Origin of the sequence: Thioalkalivibrio sp. ALJ7 (assembly GCF_000376865.1) — a bacterium.
In the GTDB taxonomy this organism is placed as follows: Bacteria; Pseudomonadota; Gammaproteobacteria; order Ectothiorhodospirales; family Ectothiorhodospiraceae; genus Thioalkalivibrio.
Genome location: NZ_AQXQ01000011.1, coordinates 159969 through 175739, shown reverse-complemented (window position 1 = coordinate 175739; position 15771 = coordinate 159969). Strand labels below are relative to the sequence as shown.

At 61.4% G+C, this 15771-nt stretch carries 9 protein-coding genes; 2 read left to right on the top strand and 7 right to left on the bottom strand.

Annotation, left to right across the window (positions count from 1 at the left end; all coding sequences use genetic code 11):
- Window positions 1-169 precede the first annotated feature (169 nt).
- From prsT to D002_RS0107165, 5 genes are all read right to left on the bottom strand, one after another.
- Window positions 170-2959, bottom strand: a complete 2790-nt coding sequence (gene prsT, locus D002_RS0107185) for an XrtA/PEP-CTERM system TPR-repeat protein PrsT (protein WP_018141236.1) — start codon at window positions 2957-2959, stop codon at window positions 170-172.
- Window positions 2956-4302 (bottom strand): PEP-CTERM-box response regulator transcription factor, encoded by a 1347-nt coding sequence (prsR, locus tag D002_RS0107180; RefSeq protein ID WP_026181584.1) that lies wholly within the window; start codon window positions 4300-4302, stop codon window positions 2956-2958. The genes prsT and prsR overlap by 4 nt, the downstream gene beginning before the upstream one ends.
- 5 nt (window positions 4303-4307) lie before the next feature.
- Window positions 4308-6389, bottom strand: a complete 2082-nt coding sequence (gene prsK, locus D002_RS0107175; RefSeq protein ID WP_026181583.1) for an XrtA/PEP-CTERM system histidine kinase PrsK — start codon at window positions 6387-6389, stop codon at window positions 4308-4310.
- Between the two features lie 9 nt (window positions 6390-6398).
- Window positions 6399-7793 (bottom strand): TIGR03013 family XrtA/PEP-CTERM system glycosyltransferase, encoded by a 1395-nt coding sequence (locus tag D002_RS0107170; protein WP_018141233.1) that lies wholly within the window; start codon window positions 7791-7793, stop codon window positions 6399-6401.
- 168 nt (window positions 7794-7961) lie between these two features.
- Window positions 7962-8603, bottom strand: coding sequence for an XrtA/PEP-CTERM system exopolysaccharide export protein (locus tag D002_RS0107165; RefSeq protein ID WP_018141232.1), 642 nt, complete (start codon window positions 8601-8603; stop codon window positions 7962-7964).
- 253 nt (window positions 8604-8856) lie between these two features.
- Between D002_RS0107165 and D002_RS0107160 the strand changes: the two genes are divergently transcribed.
- Both D002_RS0107160 and galE read left to right on the top strand, forming a co-directional pair.
- Window positions 8857-9627 (top strand): YdcF family protein, encoded by a 771-nt coding sequence (locus tag D002_RS0107160; RefSeq protein WP_026181582.1) that lies wholly within the window; start codon window positions 8857-8859, stop codon window positions 9625-9627.
- Window positions 9628-9669: 42 nt separating this feature from the next.
- Window positions 9670-10662, top strand: coding sequence for a UDP-glucose 4-epimerase GalE (gene galE, locus D002_RS0107155; RefSeq protein ID WP_018141230.1), 993 nt, complete (start codon window positions 9670-9672; stop codon window positions 10660-10662).
- A 61-nt stretch (window positions 10663-10723) separates the two neighbouring features.
- Here galE and D002_RS0107150 read toward each other — a convergent pair whose 3' ends face one another.
- Together D002_RS0107150 and D002_RS0107145 are read right to left on the bottom strand one after the other, a co-directional pair.
- Window positions 10724-11653, bottom strand: coding sequence for an HNH endonuclease (locus D002_RS0107150; RefSeq protein WP_018141229.1), 930 nt, complete (start codon window positions 11651-11653; stop codon window positions 10724-10726).
- Between the two features lie 327 nt (window positions 11654-11980).
- Window positions 11981-15277 (bottom strand): DEAD/DEAH box helicase, encoded by a 3297-nt coding sequence (locus tag D002_RS0107145; RefSeq protein ID WP_018141228.1) that lies wholly within the window; start codon window positions 15275-15277, stop codon window positions 11981-11983.
- Between the last annotated feature and the right edge of the window lie 494 nt (window positions 15278-15771).

Below are 15771 nucleotides of genomic sequence, written 5' to 3'. Positions count from 1 at the left end.
CTCACGCAATGTGAAGCAGGGACCGTGCCACTTTTGGATTTCGGATTTTTAATGCTTAACTAACAATAATTTACCGAAACGCCGGCGTACTTGCGGGGCCGCCCTGCGTCGTGAATTCAGGAAGACTGTAAAGTCGCTCGACAGCACGTGCGGCTCCTGCAACCAAGGGTTATCCCAGCTCGTCCAGTAACGACTGGGCTTCGTCTCGTTCCGGGAATGCGCCGCCATCCGCGAGCACGCTCTGCAACAGCTCACGGGCACCTTCGGAGTCTCCGGCGGCATGCCGGGCGCGGGCGAGGTTGTACCCGATGCCCGGGGTGCTGGAGGCATCGGCATAAGCACCCTCCAGAACATCGCGGGCACCATCCGGATCGCCGCTGTAAAGAAGAACGACACCCAGCGTGTCCAGCACGGCCGGGTCTGTCGGCGCGAGGTCGGCTGCCCGCCGGGCATAGTCCAGCGCCTCGTCGGTTGCGTCCTCACGCAGCAGCCAGGCCAGGTTGTTCAGTGCCACGACATCGTTCTCGCGCTGGGCCAGTACGGTGCGATAGGTCTCGCGCGCCGCGTCGTTCGCACCCAACGTGACCTGGGTCGAGCCGACCAGATGGCGTGCCCCTAGGTCTTCCGGATGATCGGCCAGCCAGGCTTCGAGTTCCTGCAGACCTTCTTCCGCCATGTCCCCACGCATACGGGCCTGATGGCGTTCGATGACCCACTGGCGGGTGGACTGACGCTCCAGTGCTTCGGTGTACCGGGCTGCGGCGGCCCCGTGATTTCCCTCACGCGCCAAAAGCCAGGCATCGCGGGCGATGACATCCGCGCGCTCGCCATCGGCTTGCAGCAAAGGTTCCAGAGCCTCGCGAGCCTCTTCGGTGCGATCCGCCAGCGCCAGCTGATGCACCAGGGCCTGCCGAGCCGCAGCATGCTCAGCGTCCTGCTCCAACACCCCGCGCAGGGCTTCGATCGAACCCGCCCCGTCGCCCGTAGCCGCAAGGACACGAGCAAGCCGGAACCGGAAGTCGACATTCTCCGGGCGCAGTTCAACGAGTCGCTGTAACGGAGGCAGGGCCTCCGCAGACTGCCCAAGGCGCTCGCGGACATCCGCCATGGCAAACAGCACCTCGGGTTCGTCCGGGTGACGCTCCAGGGCAGCCTCCAACGTGCTAATCACGTCCTCGGGGCGATCCTGCGACATGTGCAGCCGCGCCAACATCAGGTGCGGCTGTACTTGATCCGGGTGATGCCGGATCGCACCTTCCAGCCAGCCCCGGGCCGTTTCGTCATCGCCGCCGGCAATGGCCATTCCGGCCAGGCGCATTGCCGAGGCCGAGTGGCCAGGAACCGCTTCCTGGAGGTCTTCGAACACTTCCCGGGCCGCACGCTGGTTACCCAAACGCAGCTCCAAAGAACCCAGATTCATGGCGAGGCTGACGCTTTCCGGTGCGGCCTGCAGGCCTTCCTGGAACGCGAGACGCGCCTCGTCGATCCGTTCCAGACCCAAAAGGGCTGCGCCCTGGATGTTGTACCCCTGGGCCATTCCCGGGTCCTCGCCGATCATCTCCTCAGCGATACGCAAGGCATCGGAATACCGACCCTGCCCCAAATGATCCAGGGCTCGGGCTTCACGGTCCGACTCCGGATCGGCTTCCAGCAGTTCGCGGGCCTCGGCATCATCCCCTCGTTCGAGGAGTGCACGTGCCAGCATACGACGCATTTCGGGTGAATCCTGGCCTTGCTCCAGAGATGTACGAAGGAACTCGACACCACGATCCGGCTGTTCGGAGTCGAGGTACAGGGCGGCTAGCATGGAACCTAACGAGGGAATCAGCTCGGGATGCCGTTCCAAGGCATCTTCCAACCGGTTACGGGCGGCGGCCGGGTTATCCTGCTCCATGTGGAGGCGCGCCCACAACCGATAGGTCATCGCCGTGCCTTCGCCCAGCGCGCCGTGCCGCTGCAACTGGTGTTCCGCCTGACCGAAGTTGCCGTTCTCCAGGTGCACCGCAGCCAGGTAGGGCATCGCGGGACGATAGTTCCTATGAGCGGATAGCGCCTCTTCGAGGTAAGGCTGCGCGGCATCGAACCGTTCTTGCTGAAAGTGCACAAGGCCCTGCAGGAAGTGCCCGCCTGGGTGCCCCGGGGCACCCTCCCGCAAGAACTCCGCGTCGCGCGAGGCATCGTCAAATCGCTCCAGCTCCAGGAGAGTGAGCCCCCGCTTGAGACGGTCCGCGATTTGCGCCGGACGCAGATCCAAAGCCCGGTCGTACCCGGAAAGTGCCCCCTCGACATCGCCTTCCCAGCGAGCCACGTCACCGATCAGGGTCCAGGCCGGAGCCAGCGCTGGATCAGTGTCGGTTGCTCGCTGGGCGGACGCTCGGGCCGCGTCTGCGTTGCCCTCGCGAAAAGCGATGCGAGCCTCGGCCAGGTGAACCAGCGCCAAATCCGGCGCCTGCTCTCGAGCTTTATCCAACCGCTCCAATGCCTCATCCATCTGCCCCTGCTGGATATGCGCAAGGGCTCGATAACTTAGAAACTCGGCGGCATCCCGCTGCGATAACTCCCCAGGTGTGGGCAGTTCGAGGATGTCGGGCAGACGGTCCAACTGGAAATACGTGCGCGCCAGAGGGAGCACCAAGGCCTCGGACGAGTCCTGTCGGAAGGCCCGCTCCAAGTGCGAAACGGCCCCGCTGTGCTGTCCATCGGCAAGATAGGCTCGGCCTAGTGCGGCCCGAGTGCCGGTGCGATCCTCCAGTCGCAATGCGTTGCGGTATTCGATAATCGCCGAGGCATAATCGCCGGCATCCATATGTTGTTCAGCGCGATCGAGGTAGTCCGCCTCACTTGCGCTGCCGAAGCTATCGCAGCCGGCGGCCAGCAAGAGCGCCAGGGCCAGGATCACCGACATCCCGGCGCGGCGTAAGCCGGCTCCGGGGAAATAGTGCAGATTGGCGCCAGTCATCGTGTGTCCCTCAATCCAAGTTTATCGAGCAGGCTGTAGAGCGTGGGGCGGGTAACCCCCAGCAGATCGGCGGCCTGGGCAATGTTCTGGTTGCTGCGGGCCATGGCCCGCAGGATCGCGTCGCGCTCCGCGCTGTCGCGGATCTCGCGCAGACGGGGCGATGGAGCCACAGTGTCCAAGTGGTCCAGTCCCAGGTCACGCGCTGTGATCATGGGACCATCAGCCATGATCACAGCGCGGCGGATTACGTTTTCCATCTCCCGAACGTTACCCGGCCAGTCGTAGGTTTCGATGGCGTCGGTGGCATCGCGCGTGAACCCCTTTTGGTTCCTTTTCTGTTCCCGGGAAAAGCGGTCCAGCAGAGCATGGGCGATCAGGCTCGGGTCCCCCTGGCGCTCGTTGAGCGGGGGGATGGTGACCGTGATCTCGCTGATTCGGTAATAGAGATCTTCGCGGAAGGTACCGTCCCGAATCAGTGACTGCAGGTCCTGATTGGTGGCTGCAACAATGCGCACGTCGACAGGGATTTCAGCGCGCCCACCCAAGCGTTCCACCTTGCGCTCCTGCAAAAATCGCAACAGCTTGGCCTGCAAGCTCTGCGGCAGATCGCCAATCTCGTCGAGGAACAGAGTTCCGTTATTGGCGTGCTCGATCTTGCCAATGGTCTGCCGGGTCGCCCCGGTAAAGGCGCCCTTCTCGTAACCGAACAGCTCACTCTCGAGAAGATTCTCGGGGATTGCAGCGCAGTTGATCGCGACAAACCGCTCCTTGGCGCGGTCACTCAGATCATGCAGCGCACGGGCCAGGACTTCCTTGCCGGTCCCGCTACTGCCCAACAACAGGACAGTCGCATCCGAAGGAGCCACCCGTTCTACCATTCGGCAGACCTCCAGCATGCCCGGGTCGGCCGTCACCAGACCTGACAACGGGCTACGGGAGTTGCGGGACAGCGCGCGATTTTCGGCTTCCAGCTCGAACAGCTGGGCAGCCCGGTCCACGATCATACGCAACAGGTCGGATTCCACCGGCTTGATGTAAAAATCGTACGCGCCCAGCGAGACAGCCTTAAGCGCATTGGCGCGATCATCATTGCCGGTGACAACGATCACCTTGGTCTCCGGTGCGGCAGTCAGGATCTCCTGCAACAGCTCCAGTCCCTCGGATGCATTGGCCGGGTCCGGCGGCAGTCCGAGATCCAGCGTCACCAAGGGGGGGCCATGGCGGCGGATCTGGGTCATCGCGTTCGCACGATCTTCGGCTTCCAGGACCTCGTAGCCATCGAAACACCAGCGCAACTGGCTACGCAAACCCTCGTCGTCCTCGACGATCAACAATTTTGTCAACGAGCTCACGCCTCCTCCGCCTTCAAGGTCTGTTCGTCCACCAGGCCGGACCCACGCAGGGGTAGGCGCAGGATGAAGCGAGTGCCCTCCCCGGTAACACTCGACACATCAATGCGACCGCCCATAGCGACAATGCGATCACGCGCCTCGTATAGGCCGATTCCCATCCCTGCATTCCCCTTGGTGGTTTGGAATGGGCGGAACAGGCGGTGCTTGAGAAAGTTCTGATCCATGCCCTCACCGTTATCCTCTACCAGAACCATCGCCCAGGGTCCCTCCGTGTAGAGCCTGAGCGTGATACGGCCGTGATCGTCGGTGGCCTCCTGCGCGTTACGTACCAGATGCATCAGCACATTGCGCAGGGCATCGTGATCAGCCATCACAGCGACTTTATCTTGCGCTTCCAGCACTGGCTCCGGACGCAGGTCGGCGCTGGCACGCACAACTTCCTCCAGCAAGGGCGCCAGATCCACCGAGCGTTTGGGGGCACTGGGGCCCGGCTGGACCTGGCGCAGCTGCAGCTGGGTGCGTTCAAGCCGTTCACGTGCATTGGCAACCGTCCGGAACGCATCACGGACAAAATCGGGATTTCCGGCATGCCGCTCGGCATTCGAGCAGACCAGCGACAACTGGGCCGAGACGTTCTTCAAATCGTGCACCAGAAACGCGGCCAGACGGTGGAATGCCTCGAATTGGCGGGCTTCCAGTAGTGCCTCGTCGGTCTGAACCAGCGCGACATACACCGCAAGCTGACGTCCCGCCGTCTTAAGCAGGTCGCGCTCCTCCCATTCGATCTTGCGCGGCGCCCGAGGTCGCGCCAACACGGTAAAGCCCTGAAGGGTATCGCCCTTTAATAAAGGCACGACCGCCCAATGACGAGGATTGTCGAGAAGCCAGTCGGGCAACTCGAGTTCACGGTAAAAACCTGGATCCCGTCGGTATTCGTCAAGGTCGATGACCCAACCCGTACGTTCAAGGAATTGCGCGAGATTACTTTCCGGTGGTTCGGGCGCATAGTCCGGCTCACCCAGATTCAGCACACCGTCCAAGCGGTAGCCACCATCCCGCTCCCGCACCCACAACAGCCCGCCCGGGCTCTCCACCAACTCGCCAATAGCGAGTATGGCGCGCTGCCGAAAAGGCAACTCGTCACCTTCCGCCGAAAGCGTGCCGGTAAAGCGCAACCACTCCTGGCGATAATCAAACGAGTAACGAAAAAAGTGCTTCGACAGGAACACACGCAGCCGCGCCCGCAGTGCCCCGGAGGTAATGATCACTGCCAGCAGAACCACGGCCCCGAACAAGAACGTGACCTGAAGCAATCCACCCAAATCGCCACCTACGTGACGCAGGTAATAACCTGCAGCGCCGACGGCTAGCAGATAGAGCCCCGCCCCTGTGAGGGCAGCGGTATGGAAAAGAAGCTGACGCGAAACGGTGGGTGCCTCGCGCTGAACCGGACGTCTCGCGAGCGACACCGCAATCAACGGCACCACGATGGCGTTGACCAGGCCTCGGGACTGCCAGGCGGGTCCCTCCATTGCCTGGAAGAGGACGAGGTCGGCAAAAAGGAACAAATCGAAGGCGAAGACTGAACCCAGCCCAAGGGTCAGGAACTTGATCTCCCAACGCTGTTGCGGGGGCGTATTGCGGTACACCTGTTCGACCAGGACCAACCCCAGCACCGCCATGGTCAGCACCGCAACCGCCGGCCATGGGCCAAGGATTGCGAACGCGGGCAGCACCAGCAACAGCAGGGCGACCAGCAGGAACATCAACAGCGCAAGAGTAATCAGACCCAGGGCACCGAACAGACGGAACGGCTGATCGGACCGCCCACCTAAGAGCGCCAGCAAGAGCGCAAACCACCCCGCGTTACGCAGCACCTCGAACGCACCACCGGCCAAGGGCGTCGCGCCGACATCCAGCGACAGCATGCCCATATGCCCCGCCCAGGCCACGGACAGGGCGGCTCCCGCTGCGACCCACAGACTACCGGGTCGCTTTCGCCAAGGACCCAGTGCGAGCGCTGCAAGCACCCCGAAGGCCACTGCGGCGGTGAAATAACTGATAGCCGCCAGATCCACGATGTCGGTCTAGCGAGCGCCGCGCCCGAACAGGACGACCTTGACCGTTTCGAGCAGGATCAATAGATCGAGAAACAGCGTGTGGTTCTTCACGTAGTACAGGTCGTACTGCAGCTTCTGCCGTGCATCCTCAACCGATGCACCGTAGGGATAGCGCACCTGGGCCCAACCGGTAATGCCCGGCCGAATCGAGTGGCGAGCGGGGAAATACGGAATCTTCTCGGTCAGCTGCTCGACGAACACAGGACGCTCAGGCCGAGGGCCAACGAACGACATATGCCCCTGGAAAACGTTGATGATCTGTGGCAACTCGTCGATCCGCAGCTTTCGGATAATCCGTCCGACACGAGTCACCCGATCGTCATCACGAACCGCCCATCGGGCCACGCCGTCGAACTCGGCATCCTCGCGCATGCTGCGGAACTTGCACACGTCGAACGGCTCGTTGCCACGCCCCACCCGTGTCTGCCAGTAGAACACCGGACCGGGACTCTCCAACTTGATGGCCGCGGCCGTAACCAGAATGATCGGGAACGTAACCAGCAGCAGCAAAGAACTGGCCGTGACATCAAAGCAGCGCTTGACCGCGAGCCGCGACCAGTGCTGGCGGAAGCCCTCGCCAAACACTAGCCAGCTAGCATTCAGCGAGTCGAGCTGAACCTTCTGTTCCTCGCGTTCGAAGAAACTCGAGATTTCCGTGACCGCCACGCCATGCAGCTTGCAATCCAGCAACTGCTGGATTGGGAGATTGCCCCGACGATCGCGAATCGCCACCACCACTTCGTGGGCACGATGTTCTCGCACCATGTCCAGCAGACTGGCATCACAACCCAGTCGCAGCCGGCGAACCGGCTCGTCCGGACAATCCTTCTCGCCGTCGGTCGCGATGTACCCCAAGACCCTGTAGGGCAGCTCGTCAGGGCCCTTATCGCTGTGGATCGACTCGATGGCGCATGCGCGCCGTCCCGTTCCCAACACCAAAATCCGGCGTTTGAACGCATCCGCTTCGGAGAAATTGCTCCAGAGACTCCGCTGCGCCACCAAGCCCGTAAGCAGCAACAGGAAGCCACCACCTATGGCAGGCGCGGAAAACAGGGAAGCGGGCACCAGAATGTTGTAGAGGAACAGCACGCCGGCCACGAATAACAGCGCCGGAATCAGGCGGAGCAAGGAATGCCGCGCACTTCGGGTCGCCAGATAGTCAGGCTCGTACAGACCCGCCAACATCAACGCAAGAAGGACTGCTGCTGTCGCCAGTACCAGCTCGGGGTCAAGGGCGTTCAGCACCTCAGGCTGGAATGGGGGCAGGGTCAACACCAAGTACAGACAGAGGTAGGCCACCGCCAGCTCGGCCAGCACCAGCATCAGCACCCGCCGCCGTACATAGTGTCCGAAGATACGCATGGTTAAAGCCCTTGGTCGGACAACCCCGCCGACCGCTTATCCATCCGCAAAGGTCGGGCGGCCCCATAATTCCCAGGGCCCCCAGGGCTGATCGACCCTTCAAAGCCAACGCCTACCGGAGACCCGCCAATCCTGTTCAATGTGGATGACGGGCTCATCAGGAGCGCTTTAGAAACGCCTTTCGGGAATAATAAGCGTGTCACCCGGCACCATGTCGATATTGGCGGAGATATCGCCGCCATTGACAAGGTCGTCGAGTCGCACCCGATACTGCTTGCGCTCACCATTTTCGTTGCGAACGATGACGGCACGGTTACCCGCGGCGAAATCAGTAATCCCGCCCACCGCAATCATCACGTCCATCACGCTCATATCTTCGCGGTATTGCAGAGCCTGCGGCTCGGCAGCCTGCCCAATGACTCGGATCTGACGATCATAGGGTCCGGCAAAACCGGTAACCATCACGGTCACAATGGGATCGCGTAGAAAGCGAGAGAGATGCTCTTCCATCTCCCGCGCCAATTGGGTCGGGGTCTGGCCGCTAGCCTGGACATCCTCGACCAGGGGCGTGGTGATCTGCCCATCAGGGCGGACCGCCACCCCGGTGGAGAGATCCGGGTTGCCACGTACCGATATTTGCAGGGAATCGCCCGGACCGATGATGTACTGCTCGATCACCGTACGCTCTACCGAGGTCGGCGCATCCGGGTGATCCGTCGTGGCACAGCCAGCGAGGAACAGAAACGGTGCAAGAATGGCAAAACCAAAACCGATCTTCGGCCCGACCTTTGGAGCGTGCATCAGGGACATCGCGATTCCCCCTTGGAGATTCTGGCGTTGAACTGGAGGCTTCACCCGACCGGACCACGACGCCCCAACCAACGCCTAGAGGTCGGCAGATGGGCTACGCTTCACCGGAAACAACCGGATTCCACAATCAAACTGATGGTAGGCCCGGCACGCGAAAGGAATCCACGCAAGTCTCACTTTCGACCTTGCAACGGACTAACGCTGGCGTTACGCACAACGGCAATGGTAACCGGCTTCCACCACGGTGAACGCATTGGAAATCTTCTCGCTTCGCGCCCTCGCCGACTGGCTTCTACCGCCGAGTGGCCCGTTACTGCTGGCCCTGCTCGGGCTGATGCTCCATCGCACCCTCGTTGGGAAAGTGCTTCTGGTGGCGGGGTTGCTGGTGCTGTATGCCCTGAGCCTGCCCCCGGTCAGCTACGCACTGATGGCGCCCCTGCAAGGCCCCTACCAGCCCCCGGATAGCGAGGCATTGGAACGCGCCGAGGCCATCGTCGTACTCGGTGCCGGCTACCGTAGCGGGGCGGTGGAATTCTCCGGCGAGACCGTCAACGATCTCGCACTGGTTCGCCTGCGCTACGCGGCGGCGTTGCATCAACAAACAGGACTCCCAGTGCTGGCCACTGGCGGTGCCGCCAAAAACCGTGAACCGGAGGCCCGATGGATGGCTGAGGTGCTGGAGCAATTCGGGGTCAACTCGATCTGGCAGGAGCCACTCGCGCGAGACACGGAGGGCAATGCCCGTCACTCGGCCGCAATGCTGCAGGAACACGGACTGCAACGCGTTCTCCTGGTCACCCATGCGCACCACCTGCCACGCGCCAGTGCAGCATTCGAACGCACGGGCCTTGAGGTGATACCCGCCCCGACGGGTGCCTTTGTGGCCCATGACGCGACACTCTCGTTAGGCGCCCTCAAACCCCAGGCTAACGCCATGCGCACCAGCTGGCTCGCCATGCACGAGTACCTCGGTATTCTGTGGTATCGCTGGCAGTATGGGGGTCACCCGTCGACACGGGACTGACGCAGTCCGCCAGCATCCACCCAAACCGCCCGGGGGCGACGGATGAAACTGCTGGTAACAGGCGGCGCCGGCTATATCGGTAGCCACGTGGTGCAACAATTACGTGGCGCAGGACATGCCGTCACGGTGTACGACAATCTCTCCACCGGGCACCGTTGGGCCATTGGCGATGCCGAATTGGTAGTCGCCGACCTGGCCGACACAACCCGCCTGCGCGAAGTCCTTGAGCGCGGATTCGACGGCGTGCTCCACTTCGCCGCGCATATCGTCGTGCCCGAGTCGGTCACCGACCCGCTCAAGTACTACGGCAACAACACCCGCAATACCTTCAACCTGTTGCAGGCTTGCGCCGACACCGGCGTGCGCTACTTTGTGTTCTCTTCCACCGCTGCGGTCTACGGCATCCCCGACACGGCTGCGGTCGCGGAAGACGCACCGCTACAGCCGATCAACCCCTACGGCGCGTCCAAAATGATGTCCGAGCGCATGCTGATGGACCTGGGCGCCGCCTCTGACCTGCGCTACGTCAGCCTGCGCTACTTCAACGTTGCCGGCGCCGATCCTGAAGGCCGCATCGGACAGTCCTTCCCCGACGCCACCCACCTGATCAAGGTCGCCTGCCAGGCCGCCACCGGCCAGCGCGACGGCATCACCGTATTCGGGACCGACTACGACACCCGCGACGGCACCTGCGAGCGCGACTATATCCACGTCGAAGATCTCGCCTCCGCTCATATCCGCGCACTCGACTACCTCGAACGCGGCGGCACTTCGGAGGTACTCAACTGCGGCTACGGCCACGCCTACAGCGTGCGCGAAGCCCTGGATGCCGTGAAGCGCGCCAGCGGCGTCGACTTCCCCGTGGACTACGGCGATCGCCGCGCGGGCGATCCCCCGGCGCTGATGGCCAACGCCGACCGCATCCGCCAGATCCTCGACTGGCACCCGCAATACGACGACCTCGACCTCATCGTCCGCCACGCCCTCGCCTGGGAACAGAAGACCGCAAGGAGCCGAGCTACAGCATCGGCTTAGACGATGTTTGCAGAGGTCCCTGCGCCGAGATTCGGCCTGTGGCGGGAGTTACGCATGAATTCTATGCCCGCTCCAAGAAGCACTCGAAGCGATACTTCAGGCGGTCCCGATCCGGTGCATCACGGGCGTCATCAGGCTGCGTCAGGCGGGCTCCTTCAAGCTGCTTGAGTGCTTCCAACGCTGGGCCATCGTTTTTCATTTTCAAGACACTAGAAATATGCACTCGAAGGTCTTGGTCGATCCCGATTAGATAGGCATCAAAGGCTGCGTGGTGAAGCTTTGTCAGGGCCAAACCATTTTCGACTTCTGGTTGGCCATGGACCTGATCCTTATCGGGCACGATGTGGGCCGCATCTAGCAGTCTCGGGACAGGCAAACCTGTCAAAGCACACTTTCCTTTGTATGCTCCGAGTACCGCCTCCCGGAAGCGAGTTTGGTGGAGTCTTACCTGTACTTCTTGAAGGCCATACCGCCTTTCGACTTCAATATCGCGCACGCCCGGTGTTCCCTGATCCTCCGGCAGAAAGGCGATCCGCACCTCTTTGTGGTATGAGTCCCAATCAACCACGTACGCTGGAAAGATCGGTTGATATCTAGCGGGTGCAACCCCAAGGAAATAAGTAATGGGAAGTTGCAACTCCATCACCTCACGGAGGCCTTGGTTTGGCTTCGCATTCGGGTCTTCACCCTTAAAGGCGTATCGGACAGTCTCGCTGCTGGTTAAGACCTCTTGGTGAGCCGATAGCTGATCTCGATACCAAACATCCCGCCCCTTCTTAGGTACCACCGTCTTCACCGACAATGGCCAGCGCATTTCTTTGGGCTTGAAGATCCCCTCCGCTTGGGATAGGAAGCGGATCACCGCTCCCTCAAAGGGAAAACCTTGTGCTAGTGCGTAGTGATCCACGACCTGGTCCGTGACGAGAAGAGTCTTCAGGTGCTGGAACGCTGCATTCCGAATTCGAGCGTCACGCTCAAGTGCATCTTCCATCACAAGCAAAGGGTCCTGTTCTTTCCGACCAGGCTAGCAAGTCCGATCGCACAGCTGCATAGACTGCGGGCATTGAGCAACGCCCTTCTAAGAGCAGGCCGGCGAACGGGCAAAAGGCAAGGTCTGACCCCATGATCCCCGCAGACCCCATGATCCCCTACGGAAACACTGGGTAGTTCAGGAGCGAAGCGGTTTCCCACGCGGGAAGTCGACACCCTCTTTTAACCACCCGCAATGCCGGCCGGAAACCATTCGTCTGGTCGAAGACCGCCGATGAGATCTTTGCCAGCATCCAGAGTTTTGTGAACGAATCTCCGACTTTCGACGCTAGACGCCCGAAACCACCACCCGAAACTGTGCCTGCGTCGTCTTGGTCAGGAACAGCTCCGTCGTGGCCAGCAGCCGCAATATGTCCGGGGTCACCGTATCGACAGTCGCCCCTGGCTGGACAAGCACGACCTCGAAATCCACCTGTGAACGACGGGCTTTTTCCTTGAAGTAGGACAGCAGCTTCATGTCGCCTTTTAGGAAGCGCGACGCACCCTGCTGCGACCATGTCTCATGGCGCCGCTTTAGATCGACATAAAGCCGGGGCAAGCCTCCGTGCTTGACCGCCATGCTCTTCTGAGCTTGGCCGCACAGCGTGTAGAAATTGCGGATGTCCGCGGAAATCCGGCCGCCATGCGCGTTCTTGCAGTGGATAAGACATAGTCTGATGCGGTCCCCAGTGTCCTTCAAGGCCACAAGGTCGGCGGCTTCTCCATGCCCGTCATCGTTAAAGATCAGATCGAACTCGTCCTCGATGTGCTGGAAGGCGCGATACTGGATCGTATCTTGGTCGCCGGTCCTGTTCATCGATTCCCTATTTAGGGGAATGCCTGCCCAGTCCCAGGCCTCCAGCGACTCTTTCGGATACGTTCCGGCTTCAAGCAGTATGGGTATGTGGTAGCAGTTATAAGAATGCGTGCCGTCGGCATAGCGGACGATGAAGGGATCAGTGACGAGATATTCTTCCAGCGGCACGGCTTCTGCATTGGCCTTCGCGAATTTCAGCCGGGGACCGGAGACCCACTCGTGGCTGTATCCGCCAGGCAGGTCCTCCGAAATACGAAGTCGGTAAGTCGACTGGAGTCCGTCTGTTGTGATGTCGATATCGATCGAGCCGTCCTCACGCACAGAACCGATGCCAAGATCGACCAGGAAAACCGGGACTTCCGTGTCCTCAAACAGCATGAACTGCCTGTCACTGAACCTCATCTGCGCCTGCTCGCCCCACTGAACCGCGACCGGATATTCCTCGTAGGACGCGGCAAGCTTTTGAGGCCGCAGGAAATCCCGGGTGATGTTTGAGTCCAGCTCAACGTCCGAAGCAACCTTCGCCCAGGTGCGCCCGCACCATTCCATCCATGTGGAGATCGTCCCTGCTTTCTGTTGCCAGATTTTCCCTTTGCGCTGCGTCCCGCCCCACAGGACGCGTTCGCCATCCTCGTAGCCAAGACAGGCGATATTGTTCAGCTGCGCTTCCCGCTTCTCGATATCCGCCAGCCCCTCGGTCACGTTTGGCCCGAAATAAGATGTGAAGCTTATTGCTCCGATGCGCGACGATCCCATGCTTTTGACGAGCGGCATCTCGACATTGTTGAGAATGCGAAATACCGCCGGGCCGCTGAGGATTTCCGTCTCATCGGAGGTGATCGCACGAGCCATCCGCTCCGTGCGCAGACCCTGATAATCGCTCGCATAGATGAAGAGCGCGCCGGCGGCCTTATCCCATCGGGCAAGAAGGAGTTCGTAAACGGAGTTCTCCAGATTCTGGTAGTTGCCCCAATCCACGGTCGAGGTGCGATGAATGACCGCGACGAGCAGGTTGTTCTCCTCGTCGAGGGCATACCAGCTCTCGGCGCCGCCTGGTAGAACCTCGGCGTAGTTGAGCGGCGACCATCCCGTGCACTTTGTGCGGAATATCTGTGTCGACAACGCCGGTCGGAGATTCCAGAGCGACAGTTGGTCATGGAGATTGCCCCGCTCCTTCAGGCCCATCACGACATCCTGAAGGCGCAGCTCCTCGTGAATGCGCTCTTCGCTGAGCCGCTTGATGAGCACGTCCCAGTCCGCACCCTCGGCATACAGAGCGGCCAGTTTGGCTTCCGCTTCGGGGTCCGCGATATTGGCCACGACGGTCGCTTCACCGATCGCGCCGGTGGCCCCCTTGCGCGTGAACCGCCCGATGAACTGGAGCGTGACCGCCAGCGACTTGTGCGTATCGTGCAGGGCGGCGATCTTTAGGTTGGGAAGATCGAACCCTTCTCCGAGCATGTCGACGCAGACAACGATGCGGGCGCCGGCCGCGCTGCGGTCCAGTACTTTCTCCAGCGCTGCCGCATTGGTCTTCCGCCGCCCGGGGCCGGAATAGACGATGACAGGGTGAAGCTCCGCGGCCAGCTCTTGGTACAAGGCCCACACGACATCAGCCCGATCCCTGTTCCGGGTGCGGGCCATAAGCAAGTGATCAAAGCCCAGCTCGTCGCGGTCTTTTCTCAGGACGGCGACGGCTTGCTCGGCGATGGCGCGATCCCGGGCCGATTCATAGCCATACTCTTCGACCGTTCGGAGGTTGATGCGCCGGTAATAGCCCGCCTTCTGGGCGTCACCGAGCTTGTAGTTGAAGACGATCTTGCCATCGACGCGCTTGCGGTCCCGGCGAAACGGTGTCGCGGTGAATTGCAGAATCCGCTTATCGATGAACCTGTCCCGCACCGCCGCCCATGTCGAGGCCGTGACGTGGTGGGCCTCGTCGACGATGATGTCGCTGCACTGGTCGAGCAGGTAGGCGAGAGCTTCGGGCTCAAAGCTGTGCAGGCTATCCGGCAGCGCCACAATCACGTTGACCTTTTCGACGAGCGAGCGGCACTCCTCGATCGATCGCAGGCCCGTAGTGATCTTTGCGACATGCGGACCGGCGAGTTCCCGGGGGACAACGCCCGCATCGGGCAGCACGCCGAGTGTCACGAACTTGTCGAATATCTGGGTCCTGAGGGCGTCTGACGGCACAAGCACAAGGGTACGACGCAATTGCCGATAGACCTGCGTGGCGAGCATGGTTTCTGTCTTGCCGGTCCCGGTCGGCAGGACGACTGTGGCGGGTTCAAACTGCTCGCCAACGGCAAAATGCGCTGAAATCGCGTGTAGCGCGCCGACCTGCGGCATGCGCAGCCCCGGTTCCTGCTCTTCCTCATTTTCGACGCGGAACGTGAATTTGTGGCGCCATAGCGCAAGAACCCGTTCAGGGGTCACGGCGTAGGCCTCAAGGTCGCCCAGACTGTCCCAGAAAAGCACCGTCCTGTCCGTCAGATTGTCGAGGCTAGACAGCTGCCCGGCATTCAGCACCGGCAGTGTCGAAGCGACCCGGCGGGCGCCTTTCTGACGCATGAGAATCTGGTCGTAAGGAGCGGGCAGGCCAGTCCTAATCAGATAGTGGCCCTTATATTGCGAAGACTCAATTTTCGCGCGACACCGGGCGCCACGAAACGGGCGTTGGCAAATCAGGTTGCCGCCGATTCTGGTCTTCCGCTCAGGTAATGGCGGCAGCACCAAGTCCCCTTGCCAGTACGGAAACAGTGTCATGCGCCCCCCTAGCGGATGGTTCACTGTAGCTGTTCTGTTCCGGGAGTGGCAACGACCGAGGGTCGGGCGTGCCCTTACGAATCACCGTATCGACGCCGCATCCGCCGGATGATGGAATTCATACCTATGTCCGGCATACGACCCTCAGGCTTGGAGTACTCACCGCTCCCGCACAAAATCCCTGCCGTCATCACCACCCTTTTGCCCGCAGGCGGAACGCGCGCGCCTGATCCGCCGTCCGCCGAAACCACCATAGCGGTACCCCGCCCCGCCCTGGAATTTGGCGTCCAGCGGCAGCTCGGTACGGTGAGGCCTCCGCCGCGCTCGCCTTGATCTCGCCACCGCGCCGCTCCTCCTCACCGCCGAACGAACCCAACTGGCAAAGGCCCCACGCAGGGCGCGCCCACCGGACAACAGGGAGCAGGTGTTGCCCATTAACCCTTCCCTGCAGGCTTATATCGTCGTATCGATCACATCCGGACATACCTGTAGTT

Excerpts from the sequence above, each read along its gene's own strand:
- prsT (WP_018141236.1), bottom strand. The coding sequence starts at position 2,959 with ATGACTGGCGCCAATCTGCACTATTTCCCCGGAGCCGGCTTACGCCGC.
- D002_RS0107170 (WP_018141233.1), bottom strand. The coding sequence starts at position 7,793 with ATGCGTATCTTCGGACACTATGTACGGCGGCGGGTGCTGATGCTGGTG.
- D002_RS0107145 (WP_018141228.1), bottom strand. The coding sequence starts at position 15,277 with ATGACACTGTTTCCGTACTGGCAAGGGGACTTGGTGCTGCCGCCATTA.
- galE (WP_018141230.1), top strand. The coding sequence starts at position 9,670 with ATGAAACTGCTGGTAACAGGCGGCGCCGGCTATATCGGTAGCCACGTG.
- D002_RS0107165 (WP_018141232.1), bottom strand. The coding sequence starts at position 8,603 with ATGTCCCTGATGCACGCTCCAAAGGTCGGGCCGAAGATCGGTTTTGGT.
- D002_RS0107150 (WP_018141229.1), bottom strand. The coding sequence starts at position 11,653 with ATGGAAGATGCACTTGAGCGTGACGCTCGAATTCGGAATGCAGCGTTC.